The organism is Streptomyces sp. SAJ15 (assembly GCF_007595705.1).
GTDB lineage: Bacteria > Actinomycetota > Actinomycetes > Streptomycetales > Streptomycetaceae > Streptomyces.
The window spans coordinates 137,091-157,947 of record NZ_NISY01000013.1; the positions used below are offsets into that span (position 1 = coordinate 137,091).

Annotated in this window: 17 protein-coding genes; 14 read left to right on the plus strand and 3 right to left on the minus strand. The window is 75.1% G+C overall.

Annotated elements, in window-relative coordinates; translation table 11 throughout:
* Positions 1-219: 219 nt before the first annotated feature.
* The 4 genes from CD790_RS26920 (at position 220) to CD790_RS26935 (ending at position 4,690) form a co-directional block, all read left to right on the plus strand.
* Positions 220-1,449, plus strand: a complete 1,230-nt coding sequence (locus tag CD790_RS26920; RefSeq protein ID WP_144385947.1) for a cation diffusion facilitator family transporter — start codon at positions 220-222, stop codon at positions 1,447-1,449.
* 270 nt (positions 1,450-1,719) lie between these two features.
* Positions 1,720-3,681: a BTAD domain-containing putative transcriptional regulator gene (locus tag CD790_RS26925; RefSeq protein ID WP_186319258.1), complete on the plus strand. Its 1,962-nt coding sequence runs from the start codon at positions 1,720-1,722 to the stop codon at positions 3,679-3,681.
* Between the two features lie 134 nt (positions 3,682-3,815).
* Positions 3,816-4,232, plus strand: a complete 417-nt coding sequence (locus CD790_RS26930; protein ID WP_144385949.1) for a cupin domain-containing protein — start codon at positions 3,816-3,818, stop codon at positions 4,230-4,232.
* A gap of 5 nt (positions 4,233-4,237) precedes the next feature.
* A complete protein-coding gene (locus CD790_RS26935) occupies positions 4,238-4,690 on the plus strand; it encodes an SRPBCC family protein (RefSeq protein WP_144385950.1) in 453 nt (150 codons plus the stop codon).
* Positions 4,691-4,713: 23 nt separating this feature from the next.
* Here the strand turns inward: CD790_RS26935 and CD790_RS26940 are convergent, their stop codons facing one another.
* A complete protein-coding gene (locus CD790_RS26940; protein ID WP_144385951.1) occupies positions 4,714-6,159 on the minus strand; it encodes a lipase maturation factor family protein in 1,446 nt (481 codons plus the stop codon).
* Positions 6,160-6,300: 141 nt separating this feature from the next.
* Entirely contained in the window at positions 6,301-7,809 is a 1,509-nt protein-coding gene (locus tag CD790_RS26945) for an alpha/beta hydrolase (protein ID WP_144385952.1), read from the minus strand.
* A gap of 212 nt (positions 7,810-8,021) precedes the next feature.
* Here CD790_RS26945 and CD790_RS26950 point away from each other — a divergent pair, with 212 nt between their 5' ends.
* From CD790_RS26950 to CD790_RS26995, 10 genes are all read left to right on the plus strand, one after another.
* Positions 8,022-9,278: an ATP-grasp domain-containing protein gene (locus CD790_RS26950; RefSeq protein WP_186319259.1), complete on the plus strand. Its 1,257-nt coding sequence runs from the start codon at positions 8,022-8,024 to the stop codon at positions 9,276-9,278.
* On the plus strand, positions 9,275-10,084 hold the full coding sequence (locus CD790_RS26955; RefSeq protein ID WP_144385953.1) for a Rossmann-like domain-containing protein: 810 nt from the start codon (positions 9,275-9,277) through the stop codon (positions 10,082-10,084). Before CD790_RS26950 ends, CD790_RS26955 begins: the two co-directional genes overlap by 4 nt.
* Positions 10,081-11,208 carry a PLP-dependent cysteine synthase family protein gene (locus tag CD790_RS26960; protein WP_144385954.1) on the plus strand — a complete coding sequence of 376 codons (1,128 nt, stop codon included), beginning with the start codon at positions 10,081-10,083 and terminating at the stop codon, positions 11,206-11,208. The genes CD790_RS26955 and CD790_RS26960 overlap by 4 nt, the downstream gene beginning before the upstream one ends.
* Positions 11,205-12,275, plus strand: a complete 1,071-nt coding sequence (locus CD790_RS26965) for an enolase C-terminal domain-like protein (RefSeq protein ID WP_144385955.1) — start codon at positions 11,205-11,207, stop codon at positions 12,273-12,275. The genes CD790_RS26960 and CD790_RS26965 overlap by 4 nt, the downstream gene beginning before the upstream one ends.
* Positions 12,259-13,554 (plus strand): MFS transporter, encoded by a 1,296-nt coding sequence (locus CD790_RS26970; RefSeq protein WP_144385956.1) that lies wholly within the window; start codon positions 12,259-12,261, stop codon positions 13,552-13,554. Before CD790_RS26965 ends, CD790_RS26970 begins: the two co-directional genes overlap by 17 nt.
* Positions 13,551-14,348 carry a class I SAM-dependent methyltransferase gene (locus tag CD790_RS26975; protein ID WP_144385957.1) on the plus strand — a complete coding sequence of 266 codons (798 nt, stop codon included), beginning with the start codon at positions 13,551-13,553 and terminating at the stop codon, positions 14,346-14,348. Before CD790_RS26970 ends, CD790_RS26975 begins: the two co-directional genes overlap by 4 nt.
* Before the next feature lie 178 nt (positions 14,349-14,526).
* Positions 14,527-16,137: an ABC transporter substrate-binding protein gene (locus CD790_RS26980; protein ID WP_144385958.1), complete on the plus strand. Its 1,611-nt coding sequence runs from the start codon at positions 14,527-14,529 to the stop codon at positions 16,135-16,137.
* Complete coding sequence (locus CD790_RS26985) at positions 16,134-17,087, plus strand: ABC transporter permease (RefSeq protein WP_144385959.1); 954 nt, start codon at positions 16,134-16,136, stop codon at positions 17,085-17,087. Before CD790_RS26980 ends, CD790_RS26985 begins: the two co-directional genes overlap by 4 nt.
* Positions 17,088-17,395: 308 nt before the next feature.
* Positions 17,396-18,175, plus strand: a complete 780-nt coding sequence (locus CD790_RS26990) for an ABC transporter permease subunit (RefSeq protein ID WP_260867925.1) — start codon at positions 17,396-17,398, stop codon at positions 18,173-18,175.
* A gap of 53 nt (positions 18,176-18,228) precedes the next feature.
* Positions 18,229-20,040: an ATP-binding cassette domain-containing protein gene (locus CD790_RS26995; protein ID WP_144386116.1), complete on the plus strand. Its 1,812-nt coding sequence runs from the start codon at positions 18,229-18,231 to the stop codon at positions 20,038-20,040.
* Here CD790_RS26995 and CD790_RS27000 read toward each other — a convergent pair.
* Positions 20,004-20,570 (minus strand): putative glycolipid-binding domain-containing protein, encoded by a 567-nt coding sequence (locus CD790_RS27000; RefSeq protein ID WP_144385960.1) that lies wholly within the window; start codon positions 20,568-20,570, stop codon positions 20,004-20,006. The two genes, CD790_RS26995 and CD790_RS27000, sit on opposite strands and share 37 nt — an antisense overlap.
* Positions 20,571-20,857: the final 287 nt, after the last annotated feature.

The window sequence follows — 20,857 nt, forward strand, 5'->3', positions numbered from 1 at the left end:
CCGGGGGTGCGGTCACCCTCCCCGGGCACGTCTCACCCGGACCGGGGCGGTCTCGTACGCACCAGCGATTTCGGCGCCCGGTGCGCTCCTCTGAAAAGCGTTCTCGAAATCGAATTCGGAATATCTGGCAATCGATAACCGTCTCCATTGCAGTCTTTGGAGAATTCTCTGACGCGGTGTTCAATTGCGATGTTCCGACGGCGATTCGAGGAGGAGTGGGTGGGCACTCACACGCAAGCGCACGAGGACGGCCAGGACGCGCGCGGCGAGCACGACCATGGACCGGGAGCGCGGCGGCGACGAGCGCGTGACCACGGTGGCCACCGGCCCGGCGGCCCCGGCCACGACGGTCACGAGGGACGCGGGCACGACGGCGGGCACGGACCCGACGGCCACGGGCACGCGGGCCGGGACGGTCACGGGCACGGCCACGCGGGACACGACGGCCACGGCCACGACGGACACGGGCACGGGGGGCACAGCCACGGCGTGTCGGCCGACGCCGACCGCCGCTGGTTGACCCTCGCCCTCACCCTCATCGCCGCCTTCATGGCGGTGGAGGTGGTCATCGGTGTGATCGCGGGTTCGGTGGCCCTCCTCTCGGACGCCGCCCACATGCTCACCGACGCCGCCGCGATCGTGCTGGCACTGGTCGCGATCCGGCTCTCCGCCCGCCCCGCGCGCGGCGGTTACACCTACGGCCTCAAGCGCGCGGAGATCCTCTCCGCCCAGGCCAACGGACTGTCGCTGGTGCTGCTCGCCGGATTCCTCGGATACGAGGCGGTGCAGCGGCTGATCGACCCGCCCGCGGTCGACGGCGGACTGGTGCTGGCCACCGGGCTGGCCGGAGTGGTCGTCAACATCGCGGCCGCCTGGTGCATGTCGCGGGCGAACCGCTCCTCGCTCAACGTGGAGGGTGCCTTCCAGCACGTCCTCAACGACCTCTACGCCTTCATCGGCACCGCCGTCTCCGGACTGGTGGTCCTGCTGACCGGCTTCGCGCGGGCCGACGCGATCGCCGCGCTGGTCGTGGTCGCCCTGATGCTCAAGGCCGGGGTGGGGCTGGTGCGGGCCTCCGGTCGGATCCTGCTGGAGGCGGCGCCCGCCGGCGTCGAGCCGGACGAGGTCGGCAACCGGCTGGTCGCCCATCCGCAGGTGGCCGAGGTGCACGACCTGCACGTCTGGCAGATCACCTCCGGCGAGGTCTCGCTCTCCAGCCATGTGCTGGTCGCCCCCGGCGGGGACTGCCACGCCGTGCGCAAGGAACTGGAGGCCGTGCTGCACCGGGAGTACGGCATCACCCACACCACCCTCCAGGTGGACCATCTGCGCGGGCACGAGGTGCTGTGGCGACCGGTCGGGGCGGAGGCCGACGACTCCGCGCCGCGCCCCGAGCACTGCCTGACCGCCCACGGCCCGGTGCACCGCGCGACCCCCGGTCTCGGCTGACCGACCCGCCCGACGCACGCGACCCGCCCCCCGGCCCCCGCCGGGCGGGCGGGTCGCGGCGTTCGGGCGGGCCTCTCACGGCGGTGCGCACGTCGTTGGCGGGGCTCATGGGAAGGGTGCCGAGCCCCGTGTCCAAGGGATGGAGGCATAACTGAACCGAAACATGCCACACCGGTATCGATCGGGCGCCGCGATGGTATGTTCGGCCTCAGCCTGAACACGGGGGGCGAGATCCGAACCTTCACCCATCATCACAACACGGGGGTCGGGATGAGGTTTCAGGTTCTGGGCAATTTCGAAGTGCTGACGAGCACCCAGACACGGGCCACGCCGAGCGCACCCAAACTCCGTCGCGCCCTGGCCCTGCTGATACTGCGGCACGGCGAGGTGGTGCCGACGAAGGCGCTCATCGACGAGCTGTGGGGGAGCAACCCGCCGGACAAGGCGGTGCGCGCGGTGCACACCTACGTCTACGAGCTGCGCCGGTCGCTGGCGCGCGGGCAGGATCACGGACGGGATCCGGAGTCGGACGGCTCCTTCCTGGAGACCCGGCCGGGCGGCTATCTGATCCGCGTACCGGACGAGGCCGTCGACGTGAGCGCCTTCCGGTCGCTGGTCAGGGAGGGCGGCGACGCCCTGGCCGCCGGGGACCCGGGGCGGGCCAGCGCCACCCTCGCCCGCGCGCTGGGCCTGTGGCGCGGCGGCGCGCTCGCCAACGTCGAGTGCGGGGAGTTACTGGAAGCGCACGCCGCCGAGCTGGAGGAGAGCCGGCTGCGGGCGCTGGAGATGCGCATCGAGGCCGACTTCCAGCTGCGCCGCCACCAAGAGCTGACCGGCGAGCTCAAGGCGCTGGCCAGGTCCAGGCCGCTGCACGAGGGCATCCACGCCAAGCTGATGCTGGCGCTGTACCGCTCCGGGCGGCGCAGCGAGGCGCTCAAGGTCTTCCAGGATCTGCGCGGCCAACTGGTCGACGAGCTCGGTCTGGAGCCCGGCCCCGAACTCCAGCGGCTGCAGCGCTCGATGCTCATCGCCTCGCCCACCCTCGATCCGCCGCCCGCCGGGGCGCCCGCCGCCCGCCGCGCCGCGCCCCCACCCGCCCAGCTGCCCCGGGACACCGCGGACTTCACCGGGCGGCGGCAGCTCCTCGGCGAGCTGGGCGGGCTGCTGGCCACCGGCTCCGGGCGGGCCGGGCCTCCGGTGGTCTCCCTCGTCGGCATGCCGGGCACCGGCAAGACGGCCACCGCCGTCCACCTGGCCCACGCCGTCCGCCACCGCTATCCGGACGGTCAGATCTATGTGCCGCTCGGCGGCTCGCAGCGCGCCCCGGGCGCGGCCTGCGCCGCCTGCGGCCGCCACGGACCCGCGGGCGCCGCGGACGGCTGGGAGCAGATCCTGCGCGGCATCGGCATCCCGGCCGCCGAGGCGCCGGCCACGGTGGGGGAGCGGATGGCGCTGTTCCGCACCTGGAGCGCGGAGCGGCGGGTGCTGCTGGTGCTGGACGACGCCGCCTCCGCCGCCCAGGTGGAGCCGCTGCTGCCGGGCGGCTCCGCCTGCGGGGTGCTGGTCACCAGCCGTTCGCTGCTCTACGGGCTGCGCGCCGAGCGCGTCGTTCGGCTGGGCTGTCTGTCGGTGCGGGACGGCGTGCGGCTGCTGGCCCGGATCATCGGCCGGGAGCGCACCGACGCCGAACCGCAGGCGGCGGCCGAGGTGGTCCGCATCGTGGACGGGCTGCCACTGGCCATCACCTTCATCGGCGAGCGGCTGATGGCCACCCGTCCCATCCGCGTCTCCTGGGTGGCGGCGCAACTGCGCACCGCCAAGGGGCAGCGTCGCATGGCGGACCTGGCCAGCGTGGGCCTGGATCTCTACGACCGGCTGGAGGCGTGCTTCGACCGGCTCGACGGGGACACCCAGACCGCCTTCCTCCGGCTGGCGCTGGCGCCCCGCCGGATGCTCACGGCCGCCCAGGGGGCGCGGACGCTCGGCCTCGACCCCGCCGCCGCCGACATGGTGCTGATGCGGCTCGCCGACGCCTCCCTGGTCGAACTCGCCGACGACGGCGCCGACACCCAGCGGCACTACCGCTTCCGCGGGCTGGTGCGGGAGTACGCGTTGGAGCGGATCGGCGCCCCCGAGGTCTCCGCCGACGCCGATGCCGCCCCGCTCGCCGACTCGCGGGCCGGATCGGCGACCGGGGCGGTCGCCGAGGAGGGGACGGGAGGGGCCTGCTGAGGGCCGCTCTTGTGGCGGACCTGTGCGTTTCCTGAGCGGGGGTGGGCACGCTCGCATCACGGCGTTTCCGGGCGAACGGCGCGGAACGCCGCGACCCCACCACCTCACCACCGGTGCCGTTCCGAGGAGGAACCGTGAGCGCACAGCATGTCCCCGTCGTCTCGCTCGGCGATGTCGCGCCCGACCGCCGGCGCGGCGGAGAGCTGCGCACCCTGCTCAGCCCCAAGTCCGTCGGCTCCACCTCGGGCTTCCTCGGCGTGGCGGGCATCCAGCCGGGTGACTACGTCGCCGAGCACTACCACCCGTACTCCGAGGAGTTCGTCTTCGTCGTCGAGGGCAGCCTGGTCGTGGACCTCGACGGCACCCCGCGGGAGCTGCGTGCCGACCAGGGCCTGATGGTGCCCATCGGGGTGCGCCACCGGTTCCGCAACGTCGGCCTGGTCCCGGCGCGTGTCGTCTTCCATCTCTCCCCGCTGGCCCCGCGCCCGGAGCTGGGGCACGTCGACACCGAGACCCACACCGGCTCCACGAGCGCCGTCGGCGGGGAGTGAGCGGGATGACCGCGCGCGTGGACAACTCCATCGTCATCCAGGCCCCGATCGACCTGATCTGGGAGATCACCAACGACGTCGAGTCCTGGCCGGATCTTTTCAGCGACTACGCCACCGCGGAGATCCTGGTCCGGGAGGGCAACACCACCCAGTTCCGGCTGACCCTGCACCCGGACGACTGCGGTTCGTACTGGAGCTGGGTCTCCGAGCGCACCGTCGATCCCGCGACCCGCACGGTGCGCTCCCGTCGGGTCGAGACCGGTCCCTTCGAATCCATGGCCAGTGTCTGGGAGTTCACGGAGGTCGGCAGCGGCACGCAGATGCGCTGGGTGGACGAGTTCCATCTGAAGGCCGAGGCGCCCGCCTCCGCCGAGGCGATGGCGGCGCACATCAACCGCAGCACCCAGCTGCAACTGCGGGGCATCCGCGACCGGATCGAGGCTCGGCTCGCCGACTGACCGCTCGCCGCCCGGGCCCCGGCTCAGCCCACCTCGTCGCCCGCGTGGCTCCGCCGCACCGGCGGCAGGAAGTCGCGGACCGGCGTCCGGTGCCACCACGCGCCGGTGGCGCGCAGCTCGCTCCAGGTCGTGAAGCGGTAGAGGTAGACCCGGGCCCGGACGTAGGTCGGCGGGCTGCCGGGGAAGGGGCTGGAGCGCAGCAGTCGGAGCGTCGCCGGGTCGTTGTCCAGCAGCTTGCCGACCAGCGGGACGAACCATGACCTGGCGTAGGCGGGGGACAGCGCGGCGAACCACATCAGCCAGTCCAGCCGCAGATGGTACGGGGCGAACTGGCGCGGCAGCCGGCGCACGTCCCCCGGTTTCCCCTTGAACTCGTACGCCCGCCACACCGTGTCCTGGGTGACCACGGCCTCGTCCGTGCCCTCGATCACCACCTCGTAGCGGCTGCGGCTGATGGAGCCGAAGGCCCCGTAGGCGTTGACCAGGTGCAGCGGGTTGAAGGAGTAGTTCATCAGCTGATGGCCCGACAGCAGATTGCGGGCGGGCCAGTAGCTGAGCCACAGCGTGAAAGCGGTCACCGCCAGCACCAGGGCCGCGAACCACATGGGGGTGGCGGGCGTCGACGGCGGCGCGGGCAGCGACAGCACCTCCGCGGCGCGCCGGCCGTCGACCGCCGGCACCGCCAGCAGGATCGTCAGCCAGTTGAGCCAGGAGAAGTTGCCGGAGACCACCAGCCACAGCTGGGTGACGATGATCAGTCCGGCCGCCACGCTCGCCACCGGCTGCGGGGTGAAGAGCAGCACGGGCAGGCCGAGCTGGGCGACGTGGTTGGCCGCCACCTCCACCCGGTGCAGCGGCCGGGGCAGGTGGTGGAAGAACCAGCTCAGCGGGCCGGGCATCGGCTGTGTCTCGTGGTGGTAGTAGAGGCAGGTCAGATCGCGCCAGCAGCTGTCCCCACGCATCTTGATCAGCCCCGCGCCGAACTCGACCCGGAACAGCACCCAGCGCAGCAGCCACAGCACCAGCACCGGCGGGCCGGTCTCGTCGTTGCCGAGGAAGACGGCGAGGAAGCCCGCCTCCAGCAGCAGCGACTCCCAGCCGAAGCCGTACCACACCTGTCCGACGTTGACGATCGACAGGTACAGCGCCCACAGCACCGCCCACATGACCATCGCCGCCCACAGCGGCACCGCGTCGGCAGCGCCCAGCAGCACCGCCGCCGCCAGCGCCGCGCCCGACCAGGCGCAGCCGGCGAACAGCCGGTCGGAGTAGCGGAGCTGGAAGAGGCTGGGGGCGCGGCGGAACGGCACCCGCGCCGTGAACTCCGGCACGGGCAGCATGCCCCGCTCGCCGATCAGCGCCCGGAACTGGTTGCCGGCCACCACGAACGCCACCAGGTAGACGGCGGCCAGCCCACGCTGGAAGACCAGCCGGCTCAGCCAGTAGTCGGCCGAGGTGAACCACTCCATACCGGCTGCTCCCTGCCCGTGTCCCCGCCTCGACGTGCGGCTATCCGTACCACCTCGACCGCCGTCGGGCCGTCTGGTACGGCCGGCGGCCCGGCGCGTTCGCCCGCCAGGGGGATCCGCGGCCGAGGGCCGCCCACCGGGTCACGGCAGGCCGGCCCCCGCGCACCGCACGTCCCGTGCCGGCACCGACCCGTCGACCAGGTACGCGGCCACCGTCCCGTCCACGCAGGCGTCGCCCCGGCTGGCGAAGACGCCGTGGGAGTAGTCGTCGTACAGGGTCACCAGTCGGGAGCCGGGGAGGGCGCGGCGCAGCCGATGGGCGCCCGCGACGGGGGTGACGGGATCGTGCTCGGAGGCGACCAGCAGCACCGGCGGGACGTTCGGGCCGCCGAGTCGGGTGCGCGCGGCCGGCCGGTGCGGCCAGTAGGCGCACACGTCCGCCTCCAGCCCGGTCACCACCGGCAGCGGGTCCAGCCGACGGAGTCGCCGCAGCTCGGGGAGGAGCCGGCTGGCCTTCGGCCCCGGCCCGTCCGCGCACTTGACCGTGCGGTTGGCGGCCTCGTACGTCCGGGAGTCCGGGCCGTCGAAGGGGACGCCGGGGCGCAGTCCGGCCACCGTGCCCTCGCGGAGGTAGCCGCGCAGCCCCTCGCCGAACGGCGCCCAGCGCTCGGTGCGGCCCAGCGTCCGGTAGACGGCCCGGTCGAAGGCCGCCGCGCCGAAGCCGTCCACCGGCCGGGCGGTGAGCTCCGCCCGCACCCGGGCGTAGCCGGCGCGCACCTCGGCCGCCGTGTCGCCCAGGCCGAAGCGGTCGTGGTGCCGGGCCAGCCAGCCGAAGAGTCGGGTGCGCTGCGCCAGCAGGGCACGGGCCTGGCGCAGGTCGAAGTCGTACCAGTCCTCCGGCCCGACGACGCTGTCCAGCACCATCCGGCCGGTGCGGTGCGGGTACCGGGCGGCGTAGGCGGCCCCCAGATAGCTGCCGTAGCTGACGCCGAGGAAGGACAGCTTCGGCTCGCCGAGGGCGGTGCGTATCGCCTCCATGTCGTGGGCGGTCTCACGGGTCGACAGATGCGGCAGCGCCTTGCCCACGCCGGCGGCGCAGTCGGCGGCCATGCGGCGCAGCGCGGCGAGGTGGGCACGCTCGGCGGCCGGCCCGCGGGGGACGGGGTCGGCGCCGGGGGCGTCGGCGGCGAACAGGCCGCCCATCGGGCCGCAGTCGGCGGGCGCGCTGCGCCCGGTGCCGCGCGGGTCGAAGCCGATGACGTCGTAGCCGCGGCGCACCCGTTCCGGCAGCTTGGCGCGCTTGGTCACGGCGTACGACAGTCCGGCCCCGCCCGGTCCTCCGGGGTTGACCAGCAGGATCCCGCGCCGCTCGGCGGGCGTTCCGGAGGCCGGGACGCGGGAGACGGCGATGTCGAGGTGGCGGCCGTGCGGCCGGCGGTGGTCCAGCGGGACGCGCAGCGTGCCGCACTCGACGCGGTCCGGCGGGGCGGGGGTGGGGACGGAGGCCGGGCAGGGGCCGAAGGCGATGCCGCCGGTGGTGGTGGCGCCGGTGGTGGTGGGGGCCGCGGCGGGGTGCGCGGCCGGGGGCAGCACGGCGGCGCACGCGGTCAGCGCGGTCAGCACGGCGGTGCGGCGAAGGGCGGGTGTCACGACGGAGCTCTCTCGATCGGGCGTATGTCATTCAGTCAGATGACAATGAAAACGATTATCGATAACGTGGGGAGTGGTCAACCGCCGCCGTGACAGCGCCGTCGGTGCGCTCCGCCGCGCCCGGAGGCACCCGGAAGCGCCCGTCGCGCACCGGCGGCGTCGCGGCCCCCACCGGGGCGCCGTCGACGGCCTCATCGAGACGAAGGAGAGACGTGGGTCACCTGCTGATGGTCGAGAGCTGGGTCGGGTCGATGAGCAGACTGCTGCCACGGGCGATCCGCGAGGGCGGCCACGAGTTCACCTTCCTCACCCGCGATCTGCACCACTACCTGCGATCGGCCCCCGAGGGCACCGCCCACCCGCTGCTCGCGGCGCGCAACGTGCTCACCGCGGACACCAACGACCTCGACGCTCTGCTGCCCCAGGTCGAACGGCTCCACCAGGTCCTCGGCTTCGACGGCGTCCTCACCTCCTGCGACTACTACCTGCCGGCCGTCGCCCGCATCGCCGGCCACCTCGGGCTGCCCGGCCCCGCCCCCGCCGCCGTCGAGGCCGCCTGCCGCAAGGACGCCACCCGGCAGGCGCTCTCCGCCGCCGGCGTGCCCGGCCCCCGGTACGCGGTCTGCGACGACTGGGCCGGCACCGCCGCCTCCGCCCGCGAGATCGGCTACCCCCTCGTCCTCAAGCCCGTCGACCTGTGCGCCGGGATGTACGTGCGGCGGGTCGACGACGAATCCGCGCTCTCCGCCGCCTACCGGGCCCTGGCCGACTTCCCCGTCAACGCGCGCGGTCAGCGGCGCTCCCCCCAGGTGCTGCTCGAAGAACTCCTGGACGGGCCCGAGGTCAGCGTGGAGACCGTCTCCCACCGCGGCGCCACCCACGTCGTCGGCGTCACCGACAAGAGCGTCGGCGGCGCGCCCGCCTTCATCGAGACCGGCCACATGTTCCCCGCCGCGCTCGCCGCGGACGACGCGGCCGCCGCCGCGGACACGGCCCGCGCCGCCCTGGCCGCCCTCGGCCTGGACGACGTCGTCGCCCACACCGAGATCAAACTCACCGCCGCCGGCCCGCGCGTGGTCGAGGTCAACCCCCGCCCCGCCGGCAACCGCATCACCGAACTGGTCCGCCACGTCACCGGCGTCGACCTCGCCGCCGCCTGCGTGGAGGTGGCGCTCGGCCGCGCACCCGAACTGACGGTGCGGGACACCGGCCTCCACAGCGCCGCCATCGGCTTCCTGGTGCCCACCGCCACCGGCGTGCTGGAGCGCATCGACGGCGCCGCGCACCTCGACGGCGCGCCCGGCGTCCTCGAAACCCAGCTCGCCCGCCCCGGCACCACCGTCACCGCGGCCGGCAGCAACAACGACTACCTGGGGCACGTCATGGCCGCCGACGCCGCCGGAACCGGCGCCCGGGCCCGCGTCACCGAGCTGCTCGCCGGCGTGCGGCCGTGTGTGGTGAGCCGATGACCACCGCCTACGACGCGCTCGTGCGCCGGGTGCGGGCCGGCGAGCTGGGCCCCGACCCGCGCCGGCGGACCGTCTCCGTCGCCTTCACCACCAGCCAGGCCGTACGCCACGCGGGGCGCGCCGGCGGCTACCGCAACGAGGTGCTCAGCCTGCGCCTGGACGAGGCCGTCGGCTCCTGCGCCGTGGAGCCGGGCGCGCTCCGCGCGAGCGCCCTGGACGACTGCGTCGGCGCCGACGTCGCCACGCTGCTGGACCACCCGCTGCGGGCGGTGCGGGTCGCCGCCCTCGACGCCTACCTCATGCACGCCACCCCGCACAGCCGACCCGCCGGCGGGGCCCGCCCCTGGCCGCTGCCGGGCGGCGACTCGCTGCTCAAGTCGCGGGCCCGCGCCCGCGCCGTCACCGAGCTGCTCGACCTGGAGCCCGGCCGCACCGTGCTGGTCGTCGGCGTCGTCAACTCGCTGCTGGAGCAACTGCGCTCGCGCGGCCTCGGGTACATCCCCTGCGACCTCAAGGGCGGCAGCACCGAATGGGGCGAGCCCATCGCCACCGACGCCACCGCCCACCTCGACCGCTGCGACGCCATCCTCGCCTCCGGCATGACGCTCGGCAACGACGGCTTCGAGACGCTGCGCGCCCACGCCGCCCGCCACGACAAGCCCCTGGTGATGTTCGCGCAGACCGGCAGCGCCGTGCTGCCCCACTTCCTGGGGAACGGGGTCACCGCCGTGTGCGCCGAGCCCTACCCCTTCTTCTGGCTCGACGGCGGGCCGGGCTTCGTCTACCGCTACGGAGGCGCCCGATGACCGCGACCGCGCTCCGAGCCCCCACCGCCGACCCCGGGCTCCTCACCCTGCTGGGCCGCACCCCGCTCGCCCGCATCGGCTGCGACCTGCCCTGCCCCCAGCCCGGCTTCTTCGCCAAGCTCGAAGGGCTCGGCGCCGGCGGCATGAAGGCGCGGGCCGCCGTCTCCATGCTGCTCGGCGCCCGCGAGCGCGGCGAACTGTGCCCCGGAGCCCCGGTGGTGGAGTCCACCTCCGGCACCCTCGGCCTCGGGCTCGCCTTCGCCGGCCAGGCCCTCGGCCACCCCGTGGTGCTGGTCTGCGACGGCGAACTGGAGCCCGCCATGCGCCGCCTGCTGCGCGCCCACGGCGCCCGGCTGGAGCTCGTCGACCGCCCCGCCGCCGACGGCGGCTGGCAGGCCGCCCGGCTGGCCCGGCTGCGCGAGCTGCTGGCCGACCTGCCCGGCGCCTACTGGCCCGACCAGTACAACAACCCCGACAACGCCGCCGGCTACGCCTCGCTCGCCGCCGAACTCGCCACCGCCCTGGACCACCTCGACATCCTGGTGTGCAGCGTCGGCACCGGCGGCCACAGCGCCGGCATCGTCGCCCCGCTGCGCCGCTACTGGCCCGCGCTGCGCCTCATCGGCGTGGACGCCACCGGCTCCACCATCTTCGGCCAGCCCGCCCGCGGCCGGCTGATGCGCGGCCTGGGCAGCAGCATCCACCCGCGCAACGTCGCCTACGAGGCGTTCGACGAGGTGCACTGGGTCGGCCCGGCCGAGGCCGTCGACGCCTGCCGCCGGCTCGCCCGCGCCAGCTTCGTCAGCGGCGGCTGGAGCACCGGCGCCGCCGCCCTGGTCGCCGCCTGGGCCGCCCGCGTCCACCCCGGCGCCGTCGTCGCCACCGTCTTCCCCGACGGCCCGCACCGCTACCTCGGCACCGTCTACGACGAGGACTACACCGCGGCCCACGGCGTCGACCCGGCCACCGCCGCCACCCGCCCCGTCGAGATCCCCCACCCCACCGCCGCCGAGGCCACCGGCTGGACCCGCTGCACCACCGTCGTCGACCCGCTGGACGACACCGGGCCGACGGCCGCCGCCCCGGCGCCCCGCCCCGTCCCCGCAGTGGAGGCCACCCCGTGAAGAGCACCCTGCGCACCGTACGCCTACAACTCGCCGAACCGCTGCGCATCTCCCGCTCCGTGATGGCGGCGCGGGACGCCGTCTGGCTCTCCCTCGAACACCGCGGACTGCGCGGCCACGGCGAGGCCGTGGCCAGCGCCTACTTCGGCCTCGACGCCACCACGATCGGGCGGCTGCTCACCGACGCCGGCGGCGCGCTGGCACGGTTCGCCGACCCCGAGAGCGCGCTGGCCGCCCAGCGCGCCGGGGAACTCCTCCCGGAGGGAACCCCGCCGGCCGTCGCCGCCGCCGTCGAGTCGGCGCTGCTGGACCTCGTCGGCAAGCGCGCGGGGGCCGCGGTCCACCAGCTGCTCGGCACCCTCACCCCGCCCGCCGCCGCGACCGCCCGCACCATCGGGATCACCGACCCGCAGCACGCCGCCGCGCAGGCCCGCCGGCTGGCCGCCGCCGGCTTCCGCCTGCTCAAGGTGAAGGCCGGCACGCCGGACCCCGAGGACGACCTGGCCCGGGTGGCCGCCGTCCGGCACGCCGCACCGGACGTCAGGCTGCTGCTCGACCCCAACGGCGCCTGGACCCCCACCGAGGCGCGGGCGCTCCTGCCGCGCTACGCCGACCTGGGCGTGGAGGCCGTCGAACAGCCCATCGCCCCCGGCGACCCCGAGGCCCTCGCCCGACTCGCCGAGGGCGCCCCCCTGCCCGTGATCGCCGACGAGGACGCCGTCGGCTACGACGACGCCCGCCGGCTGGCCGGCCGGGTGCACGGCGTCAACGTCAAGCTCGCCAAGTGCGGCGGGGTGCACGCCGCGCTGCGCATCGCCGAACTGATCGCCGGCAGCGGAACCGCGCTGATGCTGGGCTGCCTCACCGCGAGCTCGCTGGGCATCGCCCCCGCCGTCCACCTCGCCGACCGCGCCCGCTGGGTCGACCTCGACGGCCATCTGCTGCTCGCCGACGACCCGTGGAGCGGGATCGGCGGGGCGGACGGGACCGTGCGGGCGAGCGGCCGGGCCGGCCTCGGCGTACGACCGGACCACCATGAAGGGCACTTCCGTGAAGACGTGGCGTGAGCTGCGCGGATTTCCGTTCGCGATACGCCTGCTGTTGCTCAACCAGCTCGGTGTGAACACCGGCTTCTACCTGCTCGTCCCCTACCTCGCCACCCACCTCGGCGAGGACCTGGGCATGTCGGCGGCCGTCGTCGGCATCGTCCTCGGCGTCCGCAACCTCAGCCAGCAGGGGCTGTTCATCCTGGGCGGCTCGGCCGCGGACCGGCTGGGGGCGCGCGGCGTCATCATCGCCGGGTGCGGGCTGCGCACCGTCGGCTTCGCGCTGTTCGCGCTCGGCGACGGGCTGCCGGTGCTGATCGCGGCGTCCGTGCTCAGCGGGCTCGCCGGGGCGCTGTTCAACCCCGCCGTGCGGGCCTATCTCGCGCGAGAGGCCGGGGACCGCAAGGCCGAGGCGTTCGCGCTGTTCAACGTGTTCGCCACCACCGGCGCGCTGCTCGGCCCGCTGCTCGGCAGCGCCCTGCTGCTCGTGGACTTCCGCGCCTCCGCGCTCACCGCCGCCGGCATCTTCGCGGTCCTCACCGTCGCCCAGGCGCTGGTGCTCCCGGCCCGCGAGACCCCGCCGGCGGGCGGCAGCGTGCTCGGCGACTGGCGCGAGGTCCTCGGCGACCGGGCGTTCCTCGCCTTCTCCCTCGCCATGACCGGCATGTTCACCCTGGAGAACCAGCTGTACCTGCTGCTTCCCGACGGCGCCCGGCGGGCCACCGGCTGGGAGGGGGCGGCCGGCGTCGTCTTCCTCACCGGCACCCTGGCCAACCTCGCGCTCCAACTCCGCATCACCCGCGCCCTGAAGGACCGGGGCCGCCGGACGGTGTGGATCGGCTGCGGACTCGCCCTGATGGCACTGGCGTTCCTGCCCCCGCTGCTCACCGCCGGGGAACCGGCCGCCGAGGGCACCGGCGGGGCCGCGCTCGCACTGCTGCCGGTCCTCGCCGGGGCGCTGCTGCTCTACCTCGGACTCATGGTCGCCCAGCCCTTCGTCATGGAGCTGATACCCGCCTTCGGCCGCCCCGAGCTGACCGGCACCCGCTTCGGGATCTTCTACGTCACCTCCGGGATCGCCGCCGCCCTCGGCAACACCCTCGTCGGCTGGGCCATGGACACCGGCCGGAGCGGGGCGGCCTGGCTCCCCTGGGCCTGCTGCGCCGTCCTCGGCCTCCTCTCGGCCGCCGGCGTCGGCTGGCTGCACCGCCTCCGCGCGGTGCCCGAGCACCAGCCGCCCCGCCCGGTCGCGGCGGTCGGCGGAGACACCGGCAGGCAGCGTGACGAGGTGACGACATGACGACACGACAGGGAAACCTCCTCACCGACCACCCCGAGCTCTACGAGGCCCGCTTCCCCGACCCCGACCGGCTCGCCGCCCGCTGGGCGGAGGACCGGCTGCGGCACCACGGCGCCGGGCCGCGCGTCCTCGACCTCGGCTGTGGCACCGGCCGCGACGCGGCCCACCTGCACGCGGCCGGTCGCCGCGTGGTCGGCGCCGACAGCTCCGAGGCGATGCTCGCCCACGCCCGCGACCGCCACCCCGGACCCGAGTACGTCCACGCCGACCTGCGCGGGTTCGACCTGGGGGAGCGGGCGTTCGACGCGGTCGTCTGCCTGGACAGCGCCTTCCTGTACGCCCACACCAACGACGAGCTGGACGGGCTGCTGTCCTCCTGTCGACGGGCGCTCGCCCCCGGTGGGCTGCTGATCGCCGAGATGCGCAACGGCGCCTTCTTCCTCGGCCGCACCGAACTGCTCGACGCGCCCGCCGTCAGCCGCTTCACCTGGGAGGGCACCGCCTACCGCGCGGTCACCACCCTGCACGTCGACCGCGCGGCGCAACTGCTGCGCCGCCGCCGGGTGTGGACCGCCGACGACGGCCTCCCCCCGACCGAACAGCACTCCGCGTGGCGGCTGCTCTTCCCCCAGGAGCTGCGGTACGCGCTGGCCGCCCACGGCTTCACGGTGCTGGCCCTGCACGACGGCCCGGGCCCGCGCACCGAGCCGCCCTGGCGGGAGGGCGATCCGGAGCCCGGCGCCACCGCCGACGGCGACCGGCTGCACCTGGTCGCCCGGCTGGCGGCTTCGTAGCGGCCTCGTAGCGGCCTCTCAGCGGCTCCGGAACGCGACGGCCGAGACCGGCCCCGGCACGCCGCCCACGGCGGTACGGCACTCCGCCGCTACGGCCACCACGACGGCGCGGCCCGGCGACCGTCCGCCACCGCGCCCCACTCACCCCCACCACCGGCACCCACCACGAGGAGACCTCATGACGCACACCCCGGACAACGAACGCCACCCCGGCCTCCACCGCCGTGGCTTCCTCGCCGCCACGGGCGGCCTGGGGATCGGCATCGGCGCGCTCGCCGTCACCGGCTGCGGCGACTCCGGCTCGGGCACCGCCGAATCCGGCACCAAGGGCGGCAAGCCCCAGCGCGGCGGACGCCTGCGGGCCGCCTTCGCCGGCGGCGGGGCCAGCGAGACCCTCGATCCACACCTGGGCAACCTGTTCGCCGACGCGGCGCGCGCCAAGGCCCTCTTCGACAAGCTGGCCGACTTCGGCGCCGACCTGTCGCCCCGGCCCCGGCTGGCCGCCCGATGGGAGCCGAACGCCGCCCTGGACCGGTGGACGATCACCCTGCGCCAGGCCGAGTTCCACGACGGCCGGCCGGTCACCGCGGAAGACGTGTTGTACAGCTACCGTCGTATCGCCGACCCGAAGAAGGCGTTCCGCGCCAAGGCGTCGCTGGAACCCATCGACCTCGACGCCAGCCGGGCGACCGGGCCGCGGACCGTCGAGTTCCGGCTGAAGCGGCCGACCGCCGAATTCCCCAACATACTCGCCGCGTTCGGCGCGTACATCGTTCCCCAGGGCTCCGGTGAGAAGGGCGAGTTCGACCGGCGCCCGATCGGCTCCGGGCCCTTCCGCTTCGAGTCCTTCGCCCCCGGCCGCTCCGCCGTCTTCCGGCGCAACGAGGAGTACTGGGACGGCGCCCCCTACCTGGACGAGCTGGAATTCGTGGTCGCCAACGAGGAGTCGGCGCGGATCAACGCGCTGCTCGGCGGACAGATCGAGTACGCCCACGAGCTCAACCCCACCACCGCCCGCGCCCACCAGGACGGCGGCCGGATCGAGATCGTACGGCTGCGCAACAGCGCCATGCAGGCGTTCGCGATGAAGACCGACCGGGCGCCCTTCGACGACAAGCGGGTCCGCGAGGCGTTCTTCCTCATCGCCGACCGTAAGGAGCTGATCGACGGGGCGCTGTCCGGGGCCGGCGAGATCGGCAACGACCTGTTCGGCAAGGGCTACGCGTACTACGCCGACGGGCTGCCGCAGCGCGAACAGGACCTGGACCGGGCCCGCCACCTCCTCAAGAAGGCAGGCGCCGAGGACCTGCGGATCACCCTGGACACCTCCGACGTGGCGGCCGGCTTCACCGAGGCGGCCGGGATCTTCCGCGACCAGGCTGCCAAGGCCGGCGTACGGATCAAGGTCAGGACCGGCAGCAAGGACAGCTACTGGGCCGACATCCTGGACTCCGGCACCCTGTGCTGCTACCGCTCCGGCGCCATGCCCATCGAGTCGCACATCTCCCAGCGGCTGCTCACCGACTCCACCACCAACGCCACCCACTGGCGGCACAAGGACTTCGACGCCCTCTACCAGCAGGCCCAGTCCACCCGGGACGACAAGCGGCGGGCCGCGCTCTACGAGAGGATGCAGCGCCGGCTGCACGCCGAGGGCGGCTTCCTGGTGTGGGGCTTCGCCGACTGGATCGTCGGCACGGCCCGCACGGTGCGCGGCGTCGAGCGCCAGGCGCCGGCCAACACCCTGGACTGGGCGCGGTTCGACAAGGTCTGGCTGGCGACGGCGTGACCGGACTGCGCGGCTGGCTCGTCCGGCGGCTGCTGCTCGGTGCCGCGCAGATCGCGGCCGTGGTGCTGCTGGTCTTCGCGCTCACCGAGGCGCTGCCGGGCGACGCCGCCACCTCGCTGGCGGGCGACCAGCCCGACCCCGCGCGGATCGCCGCCATCCGGGCCGAGATGGAGCTCGACCGGCCGGCCCACCAACGGCTGCTCGACTGGGCGGCCGGACTGCTCCACGGCGACCTCGGCACCTCGCTGGTCTCCGGCCGCCCGGTCACCACCTACCTCGGCGACGGCTTCGGCCCCACGCTGCTGCTGGCCTCCCTCACCCTGGCGCTGCTGGTGCCGATCGCGCTGGGCCTCGGGGTGCTGGCGGCGAGCCGCGCGGGCGGCCGCACCGACCGGCTGATCTCCTCGGCCACCCTCGGGGTCTACGCGGTCCCGGAGTTCGCCCTCGGCGTGCTGCTGGTCACCGTCTTCGCGCTGCGCCTGGACTGGCTGCCCCCGACCGCCGTCGGCTACGGCACCGATCTGCTCGACCACCCCGCCGTGCTGGTGCTGCCGGTGCTGGTGCTGCTCTCCCGGCCGGTGTGCTCCCTCAGCCGGCTGGTGCGGGCCGGGATGATCGACGCGCTGGCCGCGCCGTACGCCGCGCAGGCCCGCCGCTACGGCGTCTCCGAGACCCGCGTCCGCTACGCCCACGCCCTGCCGAACGCCATCGCGCCCGCGGCGCAGCAACTCGCCCGCACCGTCGACTGGCTGCTGTGCGGGGTGATCGTGGTGGAGGCGCTGTTCGTCATCCCCGGGCTGGGCACGGTGCTGATGAACGGGGTCGCGGAACGGGACCTCCCGGTCGTCCAGGGGCTCGCGGTGGTCTTCGGCGTCATCGCCGTCGTCCTCAACCTCGCCGCCGACCTCGTCGCGCGGCGCTTCTCCCCGCGGACGGAGATGGCGGCGTGACCGACCGTCCCCTCACCTCACCTCAGCCGACACCGGCGGATCCCGGACCCGACGTGTCGCACACCCCGTCTGCCGGCCTCGACACCGGCGTGTCGCACACCCCGTCGGCCGCCCCCGACACCGGCGTGTCGGACACCCGGTCGCCCCGCCTCGAACCCGCCACCGGCGTGTCGGGCTCCTCGTCGCCCGGCCCCCGGCCCGACACCCGCGCGTCGCGGACGCCGGTCCGGTTCGGCCCGCGAAGGTCGGACCCTTCCGGCCCCGGCCCCCGCGCGGCGCGGCCTGGCCGCTACGCGCTCGGCGCCGTCCTGGTGAGCGTACCCCTGCTGCTCGCCCTGCTCGGGCCGCTGTTCGCCGGCGCCCCGGGGCCCCGCGCTGCCTCCTTCACCCTCGGCGGCGGCCACTGGCTGGGCACCGACTTCGTGGGCCGCGACGTCTGGCGGCAGGTGCTGCTCGGCGGGGAGTCCGTGGTGCTGGTCGCCCTCGCGGCCACCGCGCTGGCGTACGCGGTGGCGCTGCCACTCGGCCTGGGCGCCGCGCTCACCCGCCGGCCCTGGCTGGAGGAGTCGCTGATGCGACCGCTGGACGTGCTGCTCGCGGTGCCGTCCCTGCTGGTGGTCCTGTTGGTGGCCGCCGTCAGCGAACCGGGGGCGGCCGGCCTCGCGCTGCTGGTCGCGCTGGTCAACATCCCCGACGCGGCCCGTATCGTCCGGGCCGCGGCGGCGCAGGCGGCCGCCAGCCCCGCCGTGGAGGCGCTGCGCATGCAGGGCGAGAGCCGGTGGCGGATCGCCTTCGGCTTCGTCGGCCGCTCCCTGCTGCGCACCCTCGCCGCGGATGCCGGCGTACGCCTCACCGGGGTGCTCTACCTCGTCGCCACGGCCGCCTTCCTGGGCGTGGGCGTCGCCCCCGACGCAGCCGACTGGGCGGTCATGGTCGACCGCAACCGCACCGGCCTCTTCGTCCAGCCCTGGGCGGTCGTCGTCCCCGCGTTGCTGATCGTGGCCCTGTCGACGGGCACCAACCTGCTCTTCGACGCCGCCCTCGACGGCGGCCGCCGAAGCGAGAAGCGAAAGGAGCCGCGCCGGTGAACACCACAGCGGACGACGCGATACCGGGTCCCCCGACACATCCCGCGGCCGCGGTGCGGGAGGGCACGGCCTCGGCGACCGCCGCGCGGCAGCCGGTGGCGGAGGTCGAGGAGCTGCGCGTCGAGGTCGACGGCCGTGCGATCGTCGACGGCGTGTCCCTCCGCCTCCTGCCCGGTCGGATCACCGCCCTCGTCGGCGCCTCCGGCAGCGGCAAGACGACCACCGGCCGCGCCCTGCTCGGGGAGTACCCCGAGACCGCGCGGGTGACGGGACGGGTGCGTGGGCCGGGGCGTGGCCTGGTCGGCTATGTGCCGCAACACCCGGCCGCCGTACTCAACCCGGCGCGCCGCGTCGGGGCCCTGCTCCTCGACCTCGCCCGCGCGCGGACGACGGAGGTGCCCCGGCGCGCGCGGCGGGCCGCGGCGCGGGAGCGGGTGCTGGGCGCGCTGGCCCTCGCCCAGTTGCCCGACGGCGCCGAGCTGGTCCGGCGCCATCCGCACCAGCTCTCCGGCGGCCAACAGCAGCGCGTCGTCATCGCGCAGGCGCTGCTGTCGGGCGCGCCCCTCGTGGTCGCCGACGAGCCGACCACCGGCCAGGACGCGCTGACCAAGCGGCGCGTCGTGGCGGAGCTGGCCGCGCTCGCGGACCGCGGCATCGCGGTGCTGCTGCTCAGCCACGACCTGGAGGCGGTGCGGGAACTCGCCGACGACGTCCTGGTGATGAAGGACGGGCACGTGGTGGAGTCCGGGCCGGCCGAGCGGCTGTGGCGCGCCCCGCGCCACGCCTGGACCCGCGCTCTCCTGTCCGCCGCGGCCCGCCCCGAGCCGGCCGCGGCCATCGGACCGGACGCCCCTGTTCGCCGTGGGCCGGCCGAGCCCGCTGGGCTGGACGCCCTGGTTGGTCCTGAGCGGGTCGAGCCTGCCGGGTCGGACGCCCCTGTTCCTCCCGGGCCGGCCGAGCCCGCTGGGCTGGACGACCCCGCGCGCCCCGAGTCGGCCGCGCCTGCCGGGTCGGACGCCCCTGTTCCTCCCGGGTCGGTCGATCCCGCTGGGCTGGACCACCCCGCGCGCCCCGAGTCGGCCGCGCCCCTGCTCCGGGTCCGTTCCCTCACCGCCCGGCATGGCTCGGCCGTCGTACTCCGGGACGCAGGGCTGTCCGTGCGGGCGGGGGAGTGCCTGGCCGTGGTCGGACGCTCGGGGAGCGGCAAGACGACGCTCGCGCGGTGCGTGGCGGGGCTGCACCGGGAGTACGCGGGGGAGGTGCTGCTCGACGGCGTGGCGCTGCCGCGGAGTCTGCGGGACCGGAGCCGCGATCAGCTCGCCGCCGTGCAGTACGTGTTCCAGGACGCGCACGCCGCGTTCGACGGGCACCGCGCGGTGCTGGACCAGGTGGCCCGCACGGCGGTGCGGCTGCGCGGCCTCGGCGCGGCCGAGGCGACGGCGGAGGCGCTGGAGACCCTGCGCGGGATGGGACTCGCCGAGGAGCTGGTCCGGCGGCGCCCGGACGCGCTGTCCGGCGGCGAGCTCCAGCGTGCCGCGCTGGCCCGCGCGCTGCTGGCCCGGCCCCGCGTCCTGATCTGCGACGAGGTCACGTCCGGGCTGGACCCGGTCACCCGGCGGGACGTCCTCGACCTGCTCGCCGCCCTGCCGCGCGAACGGCGGGGAATGGCGCTGCTGCTCATCACCCACGATCTGGACGCGGCGGCGCTCGGCGGACGCGTCGTGGTGCTGGACGGCGGCGAGGTCGTGGAGAGCGGCCCGACCCGGGAGGTGCTGGCCGCGCCCCGGCACCCGTTCACCGCCGCGCTGGTGACGGCTGCCGGACCGGCTCAGTCCGCGCGCAGCAGGTGCCCGATGCCCGGATAGGTCAGCACCAGCCCGTCGCGGCTGAACTCGATGTCGCTGCTGAAGTCGCCGGAGGTGTAGCGGATGCGGGCGCCCCGCGCGGTCAGGCCGATGTGCTCGTAGGTCTGCTCCGACGGTCGGACCGTGAGATCGGGCACCGACACCCAGGCCATCAGGAAGTCATGGCGGCCGGGCCCGGTGTGCAGCTGGTGGCGGAGCGTCGGCATGGCATTGGTCAGCGGGGACAGCCCCAGGTCGCAGTCGAGGGCACCGGCCACCTCGGGCAGCGGCTTGCCGTCGGCCGTCCAGGACCCGCCGTCGCGGCGCAGGTCCAGCCGGTGGGTGGCGGAGGGGGTCTCGGCGGTCACCTGGAGCCGGCGCGTCACATAGCCCTGCCCGGTCTCCAGCTCGTACGTCATCCAGTACGGTCTCGGCCGCAGCCCCAGCACCCGGCCGCGGGCCCGCAGCCCGGTGCCGGAGAGGGTGACCCACGCCGTCTCGTATCCGCCGCTCTCGGTGACCGCCCAGGTCAGGACGTGCTGATCGGTCATCGGTCTCCTCGGGACGAAGCGAGCGGGACAACGCGGCCGGACGGTGCGGGGCCACCGCCACAGCGCAGGCTACCGGCGTGGGGTGCCCGCCGCCGCGGATCGTGACAGGAGGCTCCGGCCGCCGAGGCGATGCCGCCGGGGCGACCGGACGCGACCGCCGGCGGCCGGACGATCGGCGGGGCGGCCGGTCCGATCGCCGAGGCGCTCCCTCACGCCGGCCGAGGCGCTCCACCGCACTCACGAGGGGGGTCCCTCACGCTCGCCGAGGCGATCGACCACGTTCGCCG

Excerpts from the sequence above, each read along its gene's own strand:
- CD790_RS26935 (WP_144385950.1), top strand. The coding sequence starts at position 4,238 with ATGACCGCGCGCGTGGACAACTCCATCGTCATCCAGGCCCCGATCGAC.
- CD790_RS26955 (WP_144385953.1), top strand. The coding sequence starts at position 9,275 with ATGACCACCGCCTACGACGCGCTCGTGCGCCGGGTGCGGGCCGGCGAG.
- CD790_RS26975 (WP_144385957.1), top strand. The coding sequence starts at position 13,551 with ATGACGACACGACAGGGAAACCTCCTCACCGACCACCCCGAGCTCTAC.
- CD790_RS26960 (WP_144385954.1), top strand. The coding sequence starts at position 10,081 with ATGACCGCGACCGCGCTCCGAGCCCCCACCGCCGACCCCGGGCTCCTC.
- CD790_RS26925 (WP_186319258.1), top strand. The coding sequence starts at position 1,720 with ATGAGGTTTCAGGTTCTGGGCAATTTCGAAGTGCTGACGAGCACCCAG.
- CD790_RS27000 (WP_144385960.1), bottom strand. The coding sequence starts at position 20,570 with ATGACCGATCAGCACGTCCTGACCTGGGCGGTCACCGAGAGCGGCGGA.
- CD790_RS26940 (WP_144385951.1), bottom strand. The coding sequence starts at position 6,159 with ATGGAGTGGTTCACCTCGGCCGACTACTGGCTGAGCCGGCTGGTCTTC.
- CD790_RS26980 (WP_144385958.1), top strand. The coding sequence starts at position 14,527 with ATGACGCACACCCCGGACAACGAACGCCACCCCGGCCTCCACCGCCGT.